A 21940-nucleotide genomic window follows, 5' to 3' on the forward strand; every position below is an offset into this window, starting at 1 on the left:
AAACATTTGTTGCTGTCGCTTCGCTTTCGCACAGTTAAAACATTTGTTGCTGTCGCTTCGCTTTCGCACAGTTAAAATATTTGTTGCTGTCGCTTCGCTTTCGCACAGTTAAAACATTTGTTGCTGTCGCTTCGCTTTCGCACAGTTAAAACAATTGTTGCTGCCGCTACGCTGCAGGGTCTCGGGCCAACAGATGTTTTTTGCGCGAAAGCATAGTGCTAACGAAGCGGCAGCGGCACCGATGTTGGTCACGAAGGCGTTATCACAGGAATGTGATGCTTTTAGTCTTTGTTCCTCGATCGCTGATCCCCAAGGAGTCGCCCATCCTCCACTACAATCAACTAACATACTTTATAACAAATGCTATCCCTACTTTTGATAATAAGCCAAATCACGATTAATTATGCTTATTATACAAGACGTATTAAGTAACTATATGTTGCCGGCACGTTGAAAACAATTAACTTACTTTAGTTTTCGTCTTATACGTTAACTTGCGCCATAAAGCCTCTAACGGACCTTGTTGCCATTTCGCTAGCCAAATTTCTGCCACAATCATTTGTACAATAATAATGCTTACCGCAATTAGCACGCCTGTTGCGACGTTTACTTTTCCATACAAGCCAAATCCAAATTGATAAAACAGACATGTTCCAATGACCGATTGAAGTATGTACATTGTAAACGACATGCGCCCTATTTTCGCAAAAGGACTAAGCAATTTTGGTACAACTGGGAGTAAACAAAGTAAAACAATGAGCCCCGTATAGCCTACTGCTAAAATTGGACCACCTATGTATACTTTCAAGTAGTCTAATAAATACGTACGCGTAAACATGATCGGTGAGCTTTTAATAAAAATACCAATTGCTAACCCAGCTACTGCTAATGCCAGCCATAGCCATTTAAGTTCTCTCGCTCGTTCTACTAAACGCCATTTAGAGGCTGCGGCACCAATTAACATAAATGGTAGAATTGTAAATAATGCCACAAACCACATGCCGATTCCTGCCTGAAACGATAAATCAGTTAGACGTTGCATAAATGCATCAACCCAACTCCCTGTTCCATAAGCAGTTATCGCCTGCTCTACTGAAGTAATATCTAAATACTCATCAATCTTTGTATTAAAATTAATATATCCTACTACAAATAACATAAAAGCTTGCATGACGCCGCTAATCATAATGCCAATTGACAATAACCAAATTGGATGTAGACGTAGTAAGAGCACTAAAAAAACACCGCAAAATGCATACACCATCAAAATGTCGCCCCACCAAATGAGCACAGCATGTAGCAAACCAAATACAAATAATACAGAAAGTCTTCGAAGTCCTATCGCATAAAAATTTTGTTCACGACTTTGTGCTTTCCGCCATTGCATAGCGAGTCCGTAGCCAAATAACATGGCGAACAGTGGATAAAAGCTACTTTGTACATAAATATCTAAATTTTGCTGCCACACAATATCTGACGGTGTTGTAAACCATGATGCCAAATCAATATAGGGCATTGGCAAATAAAAGGCAAACATATTAACGAGTAAAATGCCTAGTAAGCTAATACCACGTAAAATATCTAATGTTGCGATGCGCTCCTGCAACATTGTCGGTTTTAACTCCACAAAAATGCCTCCTCTATGTATATGGCGAAAACAGGACTCTCTAACACGCATTCCCTTATATGAAACTACCTCAGGTAGCCCTGTTTTCACCGCTTTCACTTATGCATGTAAAGCCCGTTCAATATCAAATAAATAGAGAACCTTATCACTCACTTTAATTTGAAGGATCGATTCTATCGCCTCACTATACACTCTAAGCTGGACACCATATCGTTCTAAAAGTTCTTTCGTTAATGCTGGGTCCTCAGCAAAATGTGATTGGATACGATCGGTCTTATAATCCAGTAAGATCCATTCACCGTTTTCATCCTTAAATAAGCAATCAATAATTCCTTGTACAATTTGAGCGTCGCCATCTTCATCTACTCGACTAATCGTAAATGGCAATTCTCTGCGAATTGTTTTTGCTTTTTTAAAGCGTTGTCCAATGTCTGTTGTAAAGAAATTATATATTTTTTTCGACGGAACAACTTTCCCCTCAGCCTCGGTCAGAAGCTGTCTATTCACTAAATTAGTGACAAACTCCTGAACCTCCTGTACGTCCGTAAAGCCGTTTTGAGGGACATGTTGCATAACTGTATGAACCGCTGTCCCTATTTCTGCACCTGTCAGCTGCTTGTCCTGTAAAAAGGTTGGACGGGGTGCAACGGTCGTCGATTTTTGCTTAGAAGGTGCTGAAAAGTAATACTCAGGCTCTTCCTGTCTCTGAAGATTTTCTAAACGCTTAATTTCACTTACAGATGTTTTTGAACGTTTTTGTGTTGATTTCTGAAACGCATACTGTGCTTGAAAGCGCATCGTAATTTCCGACTCCAAAGCTTCGTCCTCGGGCGTTTCTAGCAATTGCTGTACCTCGTCCTCTAACGCCTGTATATCATACGCATAATGGCTTGTTTCAATAGCTCGTACCCACCAATGCGATACATCATCTGCTGCCTTATAAGGGGAAGCAGCAATGGCTGAAAAATCTGCATGTCTTGCTACTGCAGGCCCAAGCCAATCAAAGTAACTATTTGCTCTAGCTCGTAAATACTCCTGTAAAGGAGCATCTAACGGCAAGCTTTGTGCATCCAGCCAATTGTCGCGGGTTTTATCCCAATTTTTTACCGAGCCTACTAAAATAAGTCGCTCCTTTGCACGCGTCATCGCTACGTATAATACACGCATTTCCTCAGCACGCATTTCAAGCTCTTTCTTCTCCTTCAAAGCTAAAAATGGTAGAGATGTATACGTAATACGATTTTCTGGATCAATTGCCTTCACTGCAAGACCAAAATCTTGATCGAATAAATAAGGGTTATGGAAATCCATTTTATTAAACGGTCTCCCCATCCCTGCCACAAAGACAACTGGGTACTCTAACCCTTTGGAAGAGTGAATGGTCACAAGGCGAACGACGTCATCCTTTTCTCCAATCGATTTCGCCGTCCCTAAATCATCGCCACGTGTACGCATACGATCAATAAAACGTAAAAAGCGAAATAGTCCTCGAAAAGCTGTTTTCTCATACATTAAAGCACGGTCGTGTAAAATGCGTAAATTGGCCTGACGCTGCTTCCCATTCGGCATCGCTCCAACCATCTCATAATAATGCGTATCTAAATAAATTTTCCAAATTAAATCTGACAGCGAACCACGTCGCGCTAAATCTCGCCAGTTTTCAAATGCTAGCATAAATCGTTGAAGCTTCACAAAAGTGTCAGACTGCACACCATGCCCCTCACTTCGAATGAATTGCCTTAATGCATCATAAAACGGCGCTTTCGTATCTGCTAGTCGAATTTTTGCTAGCTCATTTTCTGTTAAGCCAACAAATGGAGCACGTAGCACTGAAGCTAAAGGAATATCCTGATATGGATTATCAACAACCTTTAGTACATTCAGCATAATCATCACTTCAAGCGCATCAAAATATCCTTTCGAGGACTCCGCATAGAGCGGGATTCCCGCAAGCTTAAATTCCTCTACTAAATCTGTTGACCATGTCATTGAACGCATTAAAATGACAATATCACTATATTTTAACGGACGTTCTGTCTTCGTTTTTGTATCGAATACGGTTGTCCCGTCCTCCATCATTTGTCGAATACGCTCAATAATAAAACGTGCCTCATACTGTGATTTTTTTAATTCCTCTAATTCAGAAACGTCGCTTACAGTATCTTCTGCTTCTACTTCTTCCTCCAACTCTTCTTCCCCGGGAGGATGCATGACGACCAGCTCTACCGGAACTTCTTTGTCATCATAGGGCGCTGCTGGCTTTAGTGAAGCATTTTCATCATAAAGAATTTCTCCAACTCGCTCACCCATAATTTGTGCAAATACATAGTTTGTAGCGTTCAACACTTCTTGTCGACTACGGAAGTTAGCGTTTAAATCTATACGCATCCCCGTCAAATCTGGCGTCTCTAGAAACTCGCTATACTTTCGCATAAAAAGCTTCGGTTCTGCTAAACGGAAACGGTAAATACTTTGTTTGACGTCCCCAACCATAAAAAGATTTCCATCTTGCTCACTACCCGTTTTCACAAGCTGTAATATAGTTTCTTGTAACATATTTGTATCTTGATATTCGTCCACAAGCACTTCTTTAAAATGTTGCTTTAAATCTAGAGCAACAGGTGAAGGCTGTAATTCACCTTCGACTTCTACAGTTAAAATTTGTAAGGCGAAATGTTCTAAATCTGAGAAATCAATAATTCCTCGTTCTAATTTCGCGATGCGGAACTGTTCACTAAAAACATTCGTCAATTCGACCAATGTTCCTATCGTAGGCCCCATTAATCGAATCTCTTCCAGCAATCGTGCAGGAGTACGAACGAAGAAAGTCTCTTTAAGCTTGTTTACAATTTTTTTAGCTGCCTCACGCTTTTTCTTAGCAAGCTCTTGTAGCTCCACATCTACTAAAGCATCTTTGGATACACGCTTTAACGTTGACCACTTTACGGTAGTAAAATAATCAAAGAGTTCTTGCCATGTTCCTTCACGACTAATGCGAATGCCTTCCTGAATCATAGCAAAATCCATTTCTGCAGTTTCAGCATATGGTCCGGGTCCAGCAGGCTGTAGCGTAATGGCACGCATTTCAGAAATTAACACAAATGCCTCTTCAAGACTATGCTTGACTGTTAATTTCACGTATTTTGATAGCTCTAAATCATCAATTGTTACGTCCGCTGCTAATTCGTATGTCTCTGGTAGACTACGAAGCCATTTTTGAGGCTCTGCATGAACACGGGACGTATCATAAAGCTTGCTTATTAAAGTTTCTATTGCCTGATCATCACGATCCGATGTAAAGCTATCAACAAGACGATAGATTGCTTGAACCTGTGCTTCATCCTCAGAATCGTAAGCATCTTCTAATACTTCGGCTAATATATCGTCCCTTAACAAAGCAACCTCTGCCTCATTTGCTATACGAAAGCCTGGATCAATATCTAGCATATAGGCGTACTGCTTCACAATAGCTAAGCAGAAAGAATGCAGCGTTGAAATTTGCGCTTTATTGACAAGGCTTAGCTGGCGTCGCAAATGGTTAGAAGTTGGATTTTCTGCAATAGCCTTTTCAAGTGCCTCCGCCATACGGTGACGCATCTCAGCAGCAGATGCATTTGTAAATGTTACGACAAGTAACTCGTCGACATTGATGGGATCCTCTGTCGCTACTACCTTTTCAATCATTCTATTAATGAGAACTGCCGTTTTACCAGAGCCTGCCGCAGCCGATACAAGTGTATCCTGGCCGCTTGCATAGATTGCCTTCCACTGGTCGTCAGTCCATGTCACTTCCGCTGGCTTTTCAGGTATTTTTTGTACCAACTTACTTCATCTCCTTCCGAATTATTTCAACGATATCATTCGGTTTTGCTTGCTGTAACTGACGGTAGCTTTGCTTACCATCAGATGGGTCAAATTGACAAACAGCTGTAAATTGACAGTAGTCACAGGCTGTTTTTGATTTCAGTTTATACGGACTAATGGAAGTATCCCCAGCTAAAATTCCGTTACCCGCCTCCTGATGCTTGCGCCGTACAAAATGCTGTAGATTTTTCATATCATTAACAGGTACAATCCGTGACTGAGATTCTGATGGTGTCCCATCTTTTTTCATATAGACAGGAATAATTTTTGAATGTCCACTCGATTCCTCTAATTGCTCGTCCATCGATAAAATGGCCTCCGCATTTTCTGACAAAAGACCTTTCATTTTATACTGTTTTAAACGGTCTTCCTCTATTTCGCTGTCACTTAAATCCTTATCAAGCTTTAGCATTGGATTGTGGACATGTACATAAAGAACCCCTGCTGGTTCCGCTTCACCTGGTAGCCAGTAAGAGGAATTTTCCATCGCTACATCTAAATACGTTAGTACCTGAAGTGACAATCCGTAGTAAACCTCATTCAAATCTAAATCACGGGCTGATGATTTATAATCGACGATCCGTAAATAAGAGCGGTCATCAATAGACGCACTATCCACCCTATCAATACGACCTCGCATTAACATTTTCTTACCACCTGTTAAATCAATTTCAAGCGGTGGAAGCTGTTCATTTTGGCCCGGTCCAAATGATGCTTCAATAGCAATTGGCTTAAAATGAGATACATTTGCATGCTGTGTAAGTGCAGTCATTGTTCGCTCAACAATCCGAATAAGCTTACGTTGAATGTAGCGATAACGTGCGCTTGACAGTAAGATTTGATGTGAAAACACCGGCACAATTTGCTCAACAGCTTGTCGTGCTAATTGTTTAATTTGCTGCTTTGTTAAACGTATCCATGAAAGTTGCAGACGATGTGTCTCCTCAGTAATCCATTTCAATGCCTCATGGAATAAGTCGCCCATTGCGAATGTTTCTAGCCTGTACTCTGCCCGCTCTTCTAGACGAAGCCCATACGTTGTAAAATGCGAAAATGGACAACGGAAATATTTCTCAACTCGAGACACACTAGAAGTTAGCTTTTGACCATATAATTCTTGCGTAATGTAGTTTTCTAAAGGCTCTGCCTCATTTTTATGAGTGATTGGATGTAAAACTCGATCATAAACAAGTGCCCAATAAGGGTCCTGTTTATAAAATTTTTGTAATGCTACCCACTCTGGCGCAAGCTCGCGGCTATGTTCAGCTTGGCGTTTTTGCACCATTAAATGTGCTAAAGCTGTCCGAGGATGACGTATATACGGTAAAGCATTTTCATCCAGTAATTCAATTGGATCAATGACCACTCGTTCGACCTTGACACCACTCAGAAGACCAGCCGTTTTATCATTGCCGATAATTTTCTTAATATAGAGTGAAGACAATAGAGCCTTCCCCTCTTCATCTGCCGTTGAATAGGACATATATAATTTATCGGATGGTGTCGTTAAAGCACGATATAACAAGAAATTTTCCTGCAGCAATCGATTTTTAGATGTTGGCGCAAGCTCATAACCAATTTGACTAAACCACTCACGCTCAGTATCTGACAGCAATCCCTCGTACTCCATACGGGTTGGATAGACCCCATCATTCATCCCTAAAACAAAAGCGACTTTTATATTGGATAAACGAGCTAAATCAACGTTCGCAACTATGACCTCATCTAATGTAGGAGGGATACGCGAAAATTCTAAAGTGTCAAAGCCCTCATCTAAAATTTTAGCCGCTTCCTCCACAGACATCTCCTGCTCACCAAACATATAAACAAACTGATCGAGCACTGCAATCCATTCTTTCCAAGCTTGATCATGCTCACTTGCAGCTAATGCATCACCTCGATCAAGTTCACGGTCTTTCATTGCTTGAAGCTTTTCATAAACATTCAAATTCTCAATCAGCTCAAATAAAGCTGTCGCAACATCTCTTCCTGTTGTCGCTACCTTCAGCTTGTCCTGCAATAATTGGAGCGGTTGACGAACTTCATTGCGAACGGCCTCGATTTCTGCTTGCATAGCACGTTCTTCGTCCGTCTGTACGCGTGAATGGAATTCAAGTCCACGATACTTTTTGAAAAACCAGCGAGCTTCCTCAAACCAGCGCTCGCCAAAGATACCCTGTGCTAAACAGTAATTTTCTAAACGATCCGCCCGCTCTCGCCAAACATTTAACTCAGCATGTAACGGGAAAAATAGATCTGTTTTTACACTCCGAAAAACTGGTTCATATTTCCAGTCAGAAGTAATAACCTCTAAAGCCGAACGACTAAGCTCAATTAAAGGATGATGCAGCATCGTCTTTTTCGAATTTGTAAAAATGGGAATTTCATATTGCTGAAAAATAGTTGTAATAAGCGGATCATAAACTTCCGCTTGTCTATAAAGAAGTACGATGTCTTGATAACGATACCCCGTCTCCCTTGTCAACTTTGTTATTTCCCGGGCAATGGCATGGATCTCCGCACGTCGATTAGATGCTTCAAGTACCATTACATCACCTGATGTTTCTTTCGTTTGAGGCACCAGATCAGCAAACCCTTTTTCCATATGCTGTAAATCTTCGGATTGAAAACGATGCGTATAATAGAAGTGCAATGGTGCTTCTACCTCAATGCCTTCTTCATAGGCAATATCGTGTAAACGTTGGTTCGTAGAAGCGGCTTCATGAAATAAAGATTGCTCATCATACACTTCCTCAATATGGTCAAAAGGAAGAACTACCGTTACCTGCTTCGTCACCTTTAATAACTCTTTTACAAGCTCTAGTTCCCTTACAGTAAATGCTGTAAAACCATCTATATAAATAGACGCCTGCTTCATCGTCTCAGAGTATTTCAGATGCTCCGTCAAAATCGGATAATACCCCTCACTATCGACATACGTCGTGCCCAATCGTTCCTCCAAAGCTTGTAAAACGACTTGCAAATCATTCGCCTTCGCTTGCAATGTATTAGGTGCATCTATGGCCTTCAAAGATGCTGATACTTCAGCTAACACCGAACTATTTACACTATAACGACTAAACTCTCGTAATAGCGTTTCAATTTCTTCCGTAAAGCCTCGTTTCCCAGCTGCTTGTCGAAATAACGAAAACTCACTTTTTTGTTCCTCTAAAAGTTTACGAATCAGCATTCGATAGCCATAGCCATTTACTTCTTTTCGAGCAATACCACCCGTTTCCTGTAACACTAGCCACGCCAATCGTTTAAATGTCATAACCTGCGCACGAATTAAGCCTTGCAAGCCATGCTTATTCGTCAGCTCATACTCCGTTGAGTACGACATTTGGTCGGGGACAATCACAAAAATTGGATGACCTAACGGATCCGATTTTAGTTGTTCAACAATCTCTTGATGAATAAATGTTGATTTACCTGTTCCTGAACGTCCTGATACGATACGCAATGTCATATACATTCCCCCTCCTATTAATGATCTATTTAAAAAAAGTGATAGTTGTTGCGGATCATCTTGGTTTGTTGTTTTACCTGAGCGGTTTTCGCATCGACCCGATCACTTTGCTACTCTAACTAAAATATTTTATCTAAGCGCTACTCAATGCTTTTCGCGCATTGCCTACCATTTTGGAAAAATCAATTTCGCCTTGGCGTAATTGAAGTTGTCGCACAAAAACTATTTACTGCATAAAGATAAAAACCCCTTCTCTCATTTTACATGATAAAAGGGGCAAGATGTGCATATTCAACTTTCAACGTTAATGATTTTTCGTCAATTTTCGCGCTTGTTTTAAATCTTTCTCTACACGCGCGTTTAATCGCTTCTCCATAAACTTGCCGATCCACCAAAGCAGGACAATCGCAACTGCCGCAATAATTAATCTTACAGGGCTTGTTAGGAGCGCTTTCAAATCGTAACCGAGCACGCTCATTGCTAAGATCATAACGAACTTCCCAGCCATTAACACTACTAAATAAAACTTTTTATGAATATGAGATAATCCCGCTACTATGTTTACAATGACTGATGGTGTAAAAGGAAAACAAAGTAAGACGAACAGGGGACTAATGCCATTCATATCTACCCATTTTATTAGCTGCTGTACTTTTTTACTACCTGTGACAAAACGAAGCTTTGGATGCTTGCCAAACTTTCGGACAAGCAAAAATAATGCATATGACCCTGCTACAGATCCTAGCCAGGATAATAAAAATCCAAACCATAAACCGAATGCACTCGCATTAGCAACAACGAACACGACTAAAGGTAAAAACGGTAAAAACGCTTCTATAAAAGGTAATAATAAACCAATGATTGGACCGAACGTTCGGTATTGTGCCGCAATCTGTTCAATATTTTCTACAGTAAACCATTCACTCAAAATCGACACCTCTATTTATATTGCAAAATTAAATGTAAAATCGTTAGCTTTTCCGAAGTATTTTTATACTCATGGGGCTGATGTCCTGAGAATACTAGTGTATCCCCTTCTTCTAGCAATTCATGCATCTCTCCAGCAGAAATAACGGCTTGTCCTTGGATAACAGTTATAGTTTCTTCTACCCCTTCTGTGTGAGCCTCACTCCTGCTAATGGCTCCGGGCTCCATTTCAATCTTATAAAGCTCCCATCCACGCTCTGGATTATAAGGAATAATGGAATACACACGATATCGACCATCATCTTCATCTACATGTGGCGCATCCTTACTACTATATTTCATGAAGTGTGCTGTCGGTGCTTGTAGTAACGAAGAAAATGAAATGCGCAATCCCGCAGCAATTTTCCAAATCGTTGATACTGTAGGATTTGCCTCTCCCTTTTCAATTTGTGCAAGTTGCGCTTTACTTACACCTGTAGTCTTGGCAACATCGTCTAAACTTAAATGACGCTGTTGTCGAATCTTTTTTAATTGAAAGGCTAAATTCCGACTCATTTGTTCCATTTTAATTCACCAATTTCTATTGTTTATTTTATCAGACATATGTATACTCTAATAAACATTATGAACTATCAAACTATTCCGCTATTAGTATACATGGAAATTTTTAAGAAAGGATGATCTATTTTATGACAAGTACAACTGATTTTCAGAATGAAACGGTTAACACGCCAGACGATAGCTATTTACAAGGCGTGAAAGATTGCATCCCCACTTTACTCGGTTATATTAGCATAGGACTCGCTTTCGGTGTAGTAGGTTCCGCTTCTGGATTATCTGTACTCGAAATTGCACTTTTATCTATACTCATTTATGCAGGCTCTGCACAATTTATCTTTTGTGCACTTCTTTTAACAAATAGCCCTGCCTCTGCTATTATTGTAACCATTTTCGTTGTAAATTTGCGCCATTTACTAATGAGTTTAACATTAGCACCCCATTTCACACGCTATTCCATGCTAAGAAATGTTGGTTTCGGCACATTATTAACGGACGAAACATTTGGTGTAGCTGTTACGAAGCAAATGCAAGCCGGTAAGCTTTATGGTAAATGGATGGATGGGCTGAATATAACAGCCTACTCATTTTGGATTTTTTCTTGTGTAACGGGTGCCTACTTGGGACAATGGGTAGCAAACCCTGAAAAATGGGGCTTAGATTTTGCATTGATCGCTATGTTCGTGGCACTCCTTGTTTTACAGCTTAGCAGTGTAGGCAAAAGTAAAATAATGCATTATCTTATATTAATCGGCTATATGTTTGTTATTATGTATGGTCTTTCATATATTGTGCCTTCACATGTGGCTGTACTTCTTTCAACTATGATTGTAGCAACTATAGGGGTGGTGACAGATAAATGACGACAACTGCTACTATGGTATGGCTCATCATTGGCTGTGCACTTGTAACCTGGCTACCACGTATTATTCCCTTTATGTTTGTCCGAAGTGTGAAGCTACCAGAGGTTGTATTAAAATGGCTAAGCTTTATCCCAGTCTGTATTTTGAGTGCCCTTGTCATCGAAAACTTATTAGATACCGAAAATGGAAAAATTGTTACACTTAATTGGCCTGTATTTATTACATTTGTGCCAACGCTTATGATTGCACTTGTTACCAAAAGTTTATCTATAACAGTTGTAGCAGGGGTTATCATTATGGCAGCCGTAAGATTTTTCATGTAAAAAAGGTCAGTCTTAAAAGTGAGAAAGCTATCACTTTGGACTGACCTTGTATAGTAATATCAAATATACCTTTTCATAATTACGTCCAGAATCGATTTTGTGCACCCTAGGACGTGGCGTTCTTAAACCGAGTTCCTCCATTTCAGCAGGTGTCTTTTATACCGAAAGCATAGCGACTCGTACAGGTGTATGACCAACCGCTGAAAGTAGTTAAAGCGTACTCTTGTTTTTCTTCATTTTACTTGCTAGCCAAAAGCCTACTGTTAACGAAAATGCATCGATGACGAATATAATAGACGGCGAAGTATAACCTGCATAGACAGATGCCGCCATAAGTGCAATGGCCAATATTAGCGCAACATACCGATTATACGTAATTCGAGTAAACAATAATACGAGTAATGCAGGTAAAAATAACGCTAACATCATTTTCCCGAAAACATCCATCATATATCCCTCGGCTCAGCTAGTAATAATCCAATACGATAATGATCATTGCTATATATAACATGCTGTGTTAAGCGTATTTCATTGTTACGATCTACTACTTCTAGACGACAATGTGCAGCATTTAATTGCAAAGCCTCGTATAAATCATTTTCAGTAAAAATGGCCTCACCATTTACTTTACGAATACATTCCCCTGCCTGTAAGCCCATTTTTTCAGCTGGTGAATCAGGTAAGACAGCCGCAATAATAGCGCCCTTTGAACTTGGGGCAACCGCGTAAATATCCGTTTTATCTTGTTGCGCGTAGTAGATTGAAATAATGATACGAATCACTACACCAATTGCTAGCGTTATAAAGCCGATGAATGGCTCCAAGGCAGCTGCAAGTCCACCTATTAAAATTACCTGTCCTAGCATTAGCACTGATCGGCCAATTTTAGGCAATTGCAAAGCCGGTAATTCTTTTCTAGAAAGCTTTGAAAAGCCAATAACGACTGGGAATAGTACAAGTGCAAAGGTACTCTCTCCTAATGTGAATTGTGGCCAATATGGGAAATCTACTGGAATAACATCACCAGGTATTACAAAGAAGATTGGTAGTACCCATACATTTCTTGAACGATAGACAATTGCCTGCATACCTCGCTTCGTCTTTTCAACTTGCGGCGTCGTGACCATCATTGCTGTTCGACGAATTAACATACCCTCCGCAATCACACATAGACCTGCTAAAATCGTAATCGTTACAATGGAGCCCTCTAATAAATTTACACCTTCTAAAGAGATTTTCCACCAAGAAAATGTCCAATTAAAGTGATACATCAACCATATCACTAACGTCGCAATCCCCATCGTATAAATAGGTGAAAGAGCATTAACGAAGTACAATAATAGTGCCAATGCAGAAATAGCGATTAAAATCATGATAAAAGCTTTTGGCACCGTTAAACCTAATCCAACACTCACAAGCGAAATAAGGAGGGCAGATAACCAACCATATTTCCATTGCCCCATCAGTTCTGTCCAACCCCAAATAATACGTCTATTAAAAAATTTACGCTCCTGCTTTACACGCCTATAACCTAATAAAATCGCAAATAAAATTGCGATATACATTAATGGGTTGATTAAAAAGCGGCCAATCGCTGTTACAATTTCTAATAATATATCACTAACCATACGAACACCCGCCGTTTCTATCTAGAATACTATGAATTTATTGTATCAAACGACTACACTCTTGCGTAGTACAATCTAGTAGAAAGCCTTCTATTCTTATTTTTTTCTTCATTTTGGTGGATATACCCGGTTTTTTATAATAAAAAATGAGGATATGAGACCAACTATCAGTCTATATCCTCAAATCAAACTATCACTATTTTTTATTCTTCAATATTATGCAATAAGAAGCTTGTCGCCATTTGGAACTGTAAATCATTTTGACGATCCTCTTTATATTTTTTCAACGTTTCGTTTAAGCTGTTAAAGAAGGTTGTGTCCATATTAAAATCCCCTTCTGCTTTTTTCAACTTCTTATCGTCTCGATAAAGCTTAACAGCCTCCTCCGTTGATTCATCCAAGTAACCGTCTAAACGAGCAATTTTATACCCTAGCATTTTTAAAGCATTTTGCGTATACGCAACTTCCTCACTCATGTCGCCCTCTTTAAACTTCCCTGATAGTGGGTGCATTTGGAAAGCGAATAATTCATTTTGTTCAATCACTAAATTAGCCTCAATACCTTGCTTATGAATCCATTCACGCTTTGGTGTCAGCCACTTATTTGTGGACAATTTAAGCTCTCCACCATTTTTCAGTGACCAAGACTCCTGTACTGTTCCTTTTCCGAAACTCTTAACACCAACAAGGGAAGCACGTCCCCATCCTTTTAAAGCGCCGCTAAGCACTTCACTAGCAGATGCACTGCCCGCATTCTGTAAAACAACAATCGGTATTTTGTACATTGACTGTAAATAATTCTCGTCAAAGCTTTTTGATTCTGTTTTTAATGGTTCCATAGCACCTTCAGCATTTTGCATATAGGCAAACACTTTGCCATTCTCCAACACTGTGCTTAGTAGCGCTGCGACGCTATGTAAATAACCACCTGGATTATCCCGCACATCAATCACTAATCCCTTAATATCTTTTCGTAGCAATTTACTCGTTTCTGCAACCCATTCATTGGCCGTTTTCTCACCAAAAATCGAAATTCCCACATAACCTATCGGCGTATTTTCTATGTTTACTACTTCGCTCGTCACTGTTTTATTAGAAATTGCTGCTCGTTCCATCGTCATTTTAATATGTTTATCTTCACTCGGACGATAGACGACAATCGTAACTTTCGTCCCTTTCTCCCCTTGAATTAAATGCATTAATTCACTCATCTTTTTACCTTCCACTCGAGTGCCATCAACTTGTACAATTTCATCGAGAGAGCGCATCCCTGCTTTATCTGCTGGGGACGAACGGACTGGAGACACAACAATAAATTTCCCGTTATTTTCAGTTAGCTCAATCCCAATGCCCACTCTTTCCTCAGCTAACATTTGCCGGTGCTGTTCCGCCTCTTCCTTCGAATAATAGGTACTATAAGGGTCCTTAATAGCATCTGCCATACCACGAAGTGCCCCTTCCACCAACGCATCTTTTTTCGTACTGTATACAGATTTTTTTTCAATTAAATTCATCGCTTCATTAATCGAATCAACCTCTGTAACGACCGGTTCCTTCTGATCCCCTAAATTAAACCAGTCAAAATAAATGCCACTCCCTAACAATAGACTACTAGCAAGTACGCCAACACCCGCCATCATTTTGCGCAAACCTTCCCTCCTCCGTCTCTTCTACTGTATGAATTTTATTTTTCAAACATACAAGATTAAGCTTCAAAATACTTTGTTGAATCCTATGATTTTTGTTTCGCTAGTATTCTATTGTGTATCGCAGGCTTTCTATTTCGTAGCGTGGGTATTCTATTTCGGATTGTAGGGATTTTCATTTCTTAGTGTGAGTGTTCTATTTCGGATCGTGGGGATTTTCATTTTCTAGTGTGAGTGTTCTATTTCGGATCGTGGGGATTTTCATTTTCTAGCACGGGTGTTGTTTCGCTGTTCGCGGGTATTTACCCTCCTCCCGCGGGTATTCTCCCCATTCGCGGGTATTTACCTTCCTTCCGCGGGTATTCTCTCCCCATTCGCGGGTATTTACCTTCCTTCCGCGGGTATTCTCTCCCCATTCGCGGGTATTTCCTTTCCTTCCGCGGGTATTCTCCTCATTCGCGGATATTTGCCTTCCTTCCGCGGGTATTCTCTTCTCATTCGCGGGTATTTACCTTCCTTCCGCGGGTATTTACCCTCCTCCCGCGGGTATTCTCCCCATTCGCGGGTATTTACCCTCCTCCCGCGGGTATTCTCCCCATTCGCGGGTATTTACCCTCCTTCCGCGGGTATTCTCTTCTCATTCGCGGGTATTTACCCTCCTCTCGCGGGTATTCTCCCCATTCGCGGATATTTACCTTCCTTCCGCGGGTATTCTCCTCTTTCGCGGGTATTTCCTTCCCTTCCGCGGGTATTCTCTCCCCATTCGCGGGTATTCCCCTTCCTTCTTCGGGTATCCATTCACGAAGCACATGTATTTAATAAACAAGGAAATACTCACATAAAAAAATCTGCTTCGTTTATTCTGGCGAACGAGCAGATTCTTTGAAATTTATTTTTTGCTTAGTCCATTGCATCTACATAGCTTTTTAACATTTCCGCATTCATCGGCCCTCTAATAGCACGTTGAATATATCCATTTGAATCAATAAAATAGGTTGTGGGAATCGTTATTACTTGGTAGTCTAAGCCGGCTGAGTTTTTCGGGTCCAGTAAAATAGGGAATGTTAAATCGAAACTTTCTCTAAATGTCATGACAGAATCTATTTTTTCGTCCTCTGTAACGTCTCGTTCAGCCTGTGTTAAATTGACAGCTATTATTTCTACATTATCTTTTTTAGCATTTTGTTCGTAATAATTTTGCATATGTGGCATTTCCGCCTTACATGGTGGACACCATGTTGCCCAAAAGTTTAACACGACTTTTTTTCCACGAAGCTCACTCAATGTTACATCTTCGCCATCCAAACTTGTTAAAGTAAAATCAGGTGGTGTATCTCCATTTTTTAAACCAATCTTTCGTTCGTCCATTTCTTTCCCTAGTGAAGCTGTTTCAATTTCACGATCTTTATCAATCTGCTGTTTAACATATGTACCAATCATCGCGACTACTAATAACACGACGATAAGTAGTCCAATATTTTTTTTCATTCCTTACCTCCAAATGATTTAGTTTCGCTAGCAAGACGCTGAACCCCTATACCTACTATAAATAATATGACGCTCACCCCTACAGCCGGTTGCCATAAACCAAGCGGCTGAAAGAAGGCCACAGTTATAAGACCAAACGTATATAAAAATAATGCACGATTGATAGCGGCTATTTTCCATAATATGAGGACTGTTAGTGTGCTTAGCACAAGTAAAGTAATCACTTCGCTATTGGTTGGATTATCATTTAGTAACACCACAAGGCATTGATAGCTCGATTGCGTTAAAATGATTGCCCAGCTACAAGCAGCAATTCCAGTTTCATCTAAGTGGATTTTTTTTCGATTCCACCAAAGCTGTAGTGATACTGCCATAGCTCCTAAAAAGACACCGATTGTTCCACCATTGAAGTAAAGGAGCGCAAACGGTTGAGCAATAACAGCTTTAAAATCAGTGACGATTACGCTAAATTTCCAAACGAGAATAAAGGTAAAAACTGCGTCTCCATATACCCCCGCCCATTTTTTCGGAAACTGTACGCGTATAACGAGCCACACAATAAAAAATGCTACAAGCAAAGCGACCGCAGTTGCTGGTAATGTTAATGTCCGGATAGAGAACCATTCTGTATTATTCACCTAATAAATCCCCCACAAAAAAAGATAGCTTCAGCATAGCATATATTCTTTATATGAACTGTCATTTCACAGTGTGTTCAAAAAATCTCCCTGAAACATGAAAAAAACAGACTTTTGCAGAACAATTTTATTGAAATACCTATCTAGGTATTCACACTATAAATATATTACATAAAATGGTGCCACACTAGGAAAAAGGCTTCCACATAATACTAGATCTTAACAAATGTGCATGGCAAACAAAAAAGCTATACATTAGAAGAACTCTAATGTATAGCTTTCAATATGTTTATACCGGAATATATTTTAATGGATTCACACTTCCGACTGCTTGTCCTCGCCAAGCGCCGATGTGCACTTCAAAGTGTAAGTGAGGTCCTGTTACACGTCCAGTCATACCCATTGTTCCTATTTGCTGACCTTGGGATACTTCTGAACCAACACTAACATTGAAAGAATTTAAGTGTGCATATACTGTCGTATGGATTTCGCCATTGATAGAATGCGTAATGATTACAACATTACCATACGAGCTAAGTGGTGCAGCGTAAGAAACAACACCGTCAGCAGCTGCCCAAATTGGAGTACCTGTGCTATTTGCAAGATCGACTCCATAGTGGAACTCTGGGCCTGCGCCAATATTACGCCAGCCATAAGGTGATGTTAAACGGCCATTTGTTGGCTTAATCCATGTACCATTCGATGGTGGCGCTTCAACTGTTGAAGACCCTCCACCACTATTATTGCTTGAACTGCTTGAACTGCTTGAATTACTTGAATTAGATGCTTTTGCTGCGGCAGCAGCAGCTGCGGCTGCTTTACGTTTCTCTTCTTGTTGACGAGCAATTTCAGCTAATCGATTTTGCTCATTAATGATTTTTTGTTGTAAATCGGCACTAATATCAAGAGCCTCAGAATATTCTTTTTCAAGCAATACTTTTTCAGTCTTCAGCTTTGCTTGTTCTTTTTCTAATTGATCAATTAATTTGTTTTTCTCAGTTTTTTGTCCGTTTAATGATGCTTTTAAACGATCAAGCTCAGCTTTTTTATCTTCGAGCTTTTGGCGTTTGCTTTCTAAAACTTGCTTTTGTTCTTCTAACTTTTGCTTATCCTCTTTTTGATCTTGGATAATTTGACGATCCGCTTCTAGTAAAGCATTAACAGCTGAGAATCGATCGATGAAATCTACGAAGCTATTAGAACTAAGTAGTACATCTATATAGCTAACGGAACCACCCGCCTGAATGGCACGAGCACGATCCTCTAACAATAAGTCACGTTCTTCAATTTTACGTAGAAGCTCGTCTATACCATCTTTTAAAGACTTTATTTCTTTATTTGTAGATTGAATTTCTGCTAATACATTTTTAATATTGCTATTTGTTTTATCAATTTCAGCATTTAATGTTTGAATTTGATCTAATATTTTTTGCTGCTTGTCTTCATTTACAGTAATAGCATTTGATTTATTTTTGATGGATGAATTTAAGCCATCTTTCTTTGATTCAATTTGTCTTTTTTCATCTTTTAAATCCGATAAACTATTTGCATAAGCTGATGGAGTTTGGATAAAAAGACATAGTGCAGATGCTGCAGCAAGTAATTTCATTAAGTTTTTCGCCATACTTTTCACCGGTTGAACTCCTTTTCGACTATTAATTTTGGTTGATGCTCGTTCTGCCTCGCATACCTTAGCGAAAGCTAAATTTTTAAAAACTTACGTACTGACATGAAACTTCCCCAAATACCGATTAGCACACCGATCAGTAATAGTAGACCACTTACTTGGTACACAAGCGGTGAGAAATCAAGGACTTGAACAAGTTCGCCTTTTAATCGAGGCGCAATAATTTTATATACATTGTGGTAAAGAGTTGCGATAACCGCAATTGGAATAATAGAACCTAAAATTCCAAGCCACATTCCTTCTAATAAAAATGGGATACGCACGAATGAATTCGTTGCTCCTACAAGTTTCATAATCTCTATTTCATCTCGACGTGCAATAATAGTAATTCGAATCGTATTAGAAATTAAGAAAATCGCTGTAAATAATAATCCTAAAATAAGCACAATCCCTACGTTACGGCTAATATTTAAGAAGTTAAACAGCTTTTCTACTTTGCCTTCACCATACATAACGTCATATGTAAAATTAAATTTATCAATTGTTTTAGCGACTTTAGCTGTTTGCTGAGGATCTGAAGCCTTCACATAAATAACATTACGTAATGGGTTACTTTGCTCAAATAGTTTAAAATCTTCCCCAAAATCTTTTACTAATTTGCTTAATTCATTTTCCCTAGTTGAATAGGTCATCTCTTCGATATCTGGCAATTTCTTAATTTTTTCCATGAGCGCTTTTTCATCAGCTTTACCCGCTGTTTCATCAATTAACACTTTAATTTCAACATCGTTTTCTAAATCAGATGCAACTTTATTTAAATTCATCATAATAAGCGCAAAAACACCTACTAATATTAATGTAACTGTAACTGCACTTACGGAAGCAATAGTCATCCAGCTATTACGGCCAAGAGACTTTATACTTTCTCTGAAGTGACGTTTTACTGTATTAAATTTCATAACCGTAGTCACCTCCGTGCTCATCACGGACAATCATTCCGCCTTCTATTGCAATTACTCGACGACGAATCGTATTTACGATTTCACGGTTATGTGTTGCCATTACTATAGTTGTACCTCTCGCATTAATTTCTTCAAATAAATTCATAATCTCCCAAGATGTTTCAGGGTCAAGATTCCCAGTAGGTTCATCCGCAATAACGACCTTCGGCACATTCACAATCGATCGTGCAATCGAAACACGCTGTTGTTCGCCACCTGACAGTTCATTAGGGAACATTCTTGCCTTTTGCTTCAGTCCTACAAGCTCTAAAACCTCCATCACTCGACGGCGAATTTCCACTGGTTCCTCCTCGATTACCTCTAGAGCAAACGCTACGTTTTCATAAACATTCAGACGAGGTAAAAGTTTAAAATCTTGGAAAACCACTCCGATTTGACGGCGTAAAAAAGGTACTTTTTTATTTTTCAAGGAAGCTAAATCTATACCATTAACAGTGATTTCTCCCGAAGTAGCTTTTTCCTCGCGATACATTAATTTAATGAATGTAGATTTCCCCGCTCCACTTGGACCTACAACGTAGACAAATTCACCTTGCTTTATGTTAATGGAAATCCCATTTGTCGCAACAACACCATTTGGGTACTTCTTTGTCACATTTTTCATTTCTATCATATTTAAACCACCTAAATCTCTTACCATGTAAGAGGTATTTCGTTACCTATTATAACACTCTATTTCTACCTTTATTATTACAGTTTCATTTCATTCCGTGGTAGTTCTTGTTATTTCGTTATCTGATTGCCATAAATGTTTTAAAACCTCGACAAACAAAAAAACAGAAATCGAGCCTATTAGAGGAAAGTCGATTTCTGCTTTTCTAAAGTTTTTAAGCAAAAAAAAGCATTCAAACTATGTTAGTATACATAGCCTGAATGCTTTTGTTAATTAAACAGTTTGCTCGTCAGTCGTTGTATAGCGTACTAAAACTGCACCTGTTTTAGACTCACCTTCGATAAATAGACGATTAGCATTCTCTACTTCTTTATCGAAACGTACGACTTTTGATAAAAATTGATCCTGTGATTCCATTTTTGAAGCATCTTGAATACCTACATCTACTTTACCAAAATTCGTAACAATTTTACCGCTTAACGAGATTGTACGTGGCACATACAATTCAACAGCTCCTGCGACTGTTTGTGCTTTGATTTTCGATGAATTAGTAGAGCAAGTTGTGACCACAACATGTCCATTAACCGATTTTGCTTCAACTTCATCCAATGCGCCATCTAAATAAACACGGCCATTCAATGTTTCAGCCTCTATATCTTTACCACGAACATTTGTTAGTTCAATGGAACCATTAGAAGAATCCACTTCTGCCTTTCCAAAGTTAAACTTAGAGCCTTTAATCGCACCGTTTAATGTCTTTACTTTTAAATGCTCGAAATCCGTATCTTGTAAAGTAACACTTCCGTTCATTAAACGTACTGATAATTTTTCTAATTTATCCTTTGGAACAAGGACTTTCACATTTACTTGCACAAGCTTAAGTTGACTTAAAATTCGCAGTGAATCTCCATCTTCCTTGACAACGAATTGCTCTAGGAAATTAGCACGTGTTTCCTCTTCACTATCATTAACAAGAGGTGCCTTTACCTTGCAAACGACTTGGAAGCTATCTCCTTCAGCGGTTTCTAATGAAAAATTGCCATTCGGTAATTCAGCAATTATTTTATCTACATGTTCAGCTGCAACTTCTTCCGTATGTGAAAACTCAAATTTATCACCAAATGGAGAAGATACATCAAATTCTTTGACCTTTTTTACTGCCGTATTCATCATATCCATAAAAAGTGAACCAATTTGTGATAAATCTTTACGGAAATCCTTCATTTCCTCTTGGAAATATTTAGGGAAATCTTCATCTTTTTGCGATTGTTCACTCTTATGACTTTCACCTTTAAATACTGACTCTTTCTCTGTTTGGGAATGCTGGCCCTCATCTGACACATCATTCATAACATGTTGAGTGGACTTGCTAGGTTGCTCTAATGCTTCTAATAATGTAATCGCCTCTTGCGCTGAAATTGTTCCTTTTTCCACAAGTTCTAAAATTCGTTGACGTTCATTTTGCATAATTAAAATTAGCCTCCCTCAGTTCGTTATAGTATTTATACGAAACGCATTGTGAAAAGTTTCACCAAAAAACGAAAAATTAGGAATATACCTTATTTTAGGCACATTACCATAACGTGTGGTTGATGATTTCCGTTCCAGCTGGTCGCGTCCAGCCTTAACTCCAATAACTTATTCATA

16 protein-coding genes are annotated in these 21940 nt (G+C 39.2%); 2 read left to right on the plus strand and 14 right to left on the minus strand.

The features are described from left to right. Nucleotides 1-460: 460 nt before the first annotated feature. The 5 genes from ABNX05_RS19420 to ABNX05_RS19440 all read right to left on the minus strand — a co-directional run bounded on the left by ABNX05_RS19420 (nucleotide 461) and on the right by ABNX05_RS19440 (nucleotide 10451). A complete protein-coding gene (locus tag ABNX05_RS19420; RefSeq protein WP_349661215.1) occupies nucleotides 461-1627 on the minus strand; it encodes a DUF418 domain-containing protein in 1167 nt (388 codons plus the stop codon). 99 nt (nucleotides 1628-1726) lie between these two features. Beyond that, the gene (gene addA, locus ABNX05_RS19425) at nucleotides 1727-5449 is read right to left on the minus strand and encodes a helicase-exonuclease AddAB subunit AddA (protein WP_349661216.1); all 3723 of its coding nucleotides are present in this window, start codon (nucleotides 5447-5449) and stop codon (nucleotides 1727-1729) included. A gap of 1 nt (nucleotide 5450) precedes the next feature. Further along, on the minus strand, nucleotides 5451-8960 hold the full coding sequence (gene addB, locus ABNX05_RS19430) for a helicase-exonuclease AddAB subunit AddB (protein ID WP_349661217.1): 3510 nt from the start codon (nucleotides 8958-8960) through the stop codon (nucleotides 5451-5453). A gap of 304 nt (nucleotides 8961-9264) precedes the next feature. Then, nucleotides 9265-9888 (minus strand): TVP38/TMEM64 family protein, encoded by a 624-nt coding sequence (locus ABNX05_RS19435; RefSeq protein WP_349661218.1) that lies wholly within the window; start codon nucleotides 9886-9888, stop codon nucleotides 9265-9267. 11 nt (nucleotides 9889-9899) lie between these two features. Continuing rightward, nucleotides 9900-10451: a helix-turn-helix domain-containing protein gene (locus ABNX05_RS19440; protein ID WP_349661219.1), complete on the minus strand. Its 552-nt coding sequence runs from the start codon at nucleotides 10449-10451 to the stop codon at nucleotides 9900-9902. A gap of 125 nt (nucleotides 10452-10576) precedes the next feature. Between ABNX05_RS19440 and ABNX05_RS19445 the strand changes: the two genes are divergently transcribed. Next, on the plus strand, nucleotides 10577-11308 hold the full coding sequence (locus ABNX05_RS19445) for an AzlC family ABC transporter permease (protein WP_349661220.1): 732 nt from the start codon (nucleotides 10577-10579) through the stop codon (nucleotides 11306-11308). Further along, on the plus strand, nucleotides 11305-11631 hold the full coding sequence (locus tag ABNX05_RS19450; RefSeq protein WP_079559541.1) for an AzlD domain-containing protein: 327 nt from the start codon (nucleotides 11305-11307) through the stop codon (nucleotides 11629-11631). Before ABNX05_RS19445 ends, ABNX05_RS19450 begins: the two co-directional genes overlap by 4 nt. 210 nt (nucleotides 11632-11841) lie before the next feature. Here ABNX05_RS19450 and ABNX05_RS19455 read toward each other — a convergent pair whose 3' ends face one another. From ABNX05_RS19455 to ABNX05_RS19495, 9 genes are all read right to left on the minus strand, one after another. After that, the gene (locus ABNX05_RS19455; RefSeq protein ID WP_349661289.1) at nucleotides 11842-12078 is read right to left on the minus strand and encodes a DUF2198 family protein; all 237 of its coding nucleotides are present in this window, start codon (nucleotides 12076-12078) and stop codon (nucleotides 11842-11844) included. Beyond that, nucleotides 12078-13259 carry a PDZ domain-containing protein gene (locus ABNX05_RS19460; RefSeq protein ID WP_349661221.1) on the minus strand — a complete coding sequence of 394 codons (1182 nt, stop codon included), beginning with the start codon at nucleotides 13257-13259 and terminating at the stop codon, nucleotides 12078-12080. The genes ABNX05_RS19455 and ABNX05_RS19460 overlap by 1 nt, the downstream gene beginning before the upstream one ends. Before the next feature lie 203 nt (nucleotides 13260-13462). Next, nucleotides 13463-14908, minus strand: coding sequence for a S41 family peptidase (locus ABNX05_RS19465; protein ID WP_432760158.1), 1446 nt, complete (start codon nucleotides 14906-14908; stop codon nucleotides 13463-13465). 897 nt (nucleotides 14909-15805) lie between these two features. Continuing rightward, a complete protein-coding gene (locus ABNX05_RS19470) occupies nucleotides 15806-16393 on the minus strand; it encodes a peroxiredoxin family protein (protein ID WP_197139832.1) in 588 nt (195 codons plus the stop codon). After that, nucleotides 16390-17031, minus strand: a complete 642-nt coding sequence (locus ABNX05_RS19475; RefSeq protein WP_349661222.1) for a hypothetical protein — start codon at nucleotides 17029-17031, stop codon at nucleotides 16390-16392. The genes ABNX05_RS19470 and ABNX05_RS19475 overlap by 4 nt, the downstream gene beginning before the upstream one ends. A 289-nt stretch (nucleotides 17032-17320) precedes the next feature. Next, complete coding sequence (locus ABNX05_RS19480; RefSeq protein WP_349661223.1) at nucleotides 17321-18664, minus strand: murein hydrolase activator EnvC family protein; 1344 nt, start codon at nucleotides 18662-18664, stop codon at nucleotides 17321-17323. Nucleotides 18665-18732: 68 nt separating this feature from the next. Next, nucleotides 18733-19617, minus strand: coding sequence for a permease-like cell division protein FtsX (ftsX, locus tag ABNX05_RS19485; protein ID WP_349661224.1), 885 nt, complete (start codon nucleotides 19615-19617; stop codon nucleotides 18733-18735). After that, the gene (gene ftsE, locus ABNX05_RS19490; protein WP_197139824.1) at nucleotides 19607-20293 is read right to left on the minus strand and encodes a cell division ATP-binding protein FtsE; all 687 of its coding nucleotides are present in this window, start codon (nucleotides 20291-20293) and stop codon (nucleotides 19607-19609) included. Before ftsE ends, ftsX begins: the two co-directional genes overlap by 11 nt. 273 nt (nucleotides 20294-20566) lie before the next feature. Continuing rightward, on the minus strand, nucleotides 20567-21760 hold the full coding sequence (locus ABNX05_RS19495; RefSeq protein WP_349661225.1) for a DUF4097 family beta strand repeat-containing protein: 1194 nt from the start codon (nucleotides 21758-21760) through the stop codon (nucleotides 20567-20569). Nucleotides 21761-21940 lie beyond the last annotated feature (180 nt).

Origin of the sequence: Lysinibacillus zambalensis (assembly GCF_040183165.1) — a bacterium.
GTDB classification, from domain to species: domain Bacteria; phylum Bacillota; class Bacilli; order Bacillales_A; family Planococcaceae; genus Lysinibacillus; species Lysinibacillus zambalensis.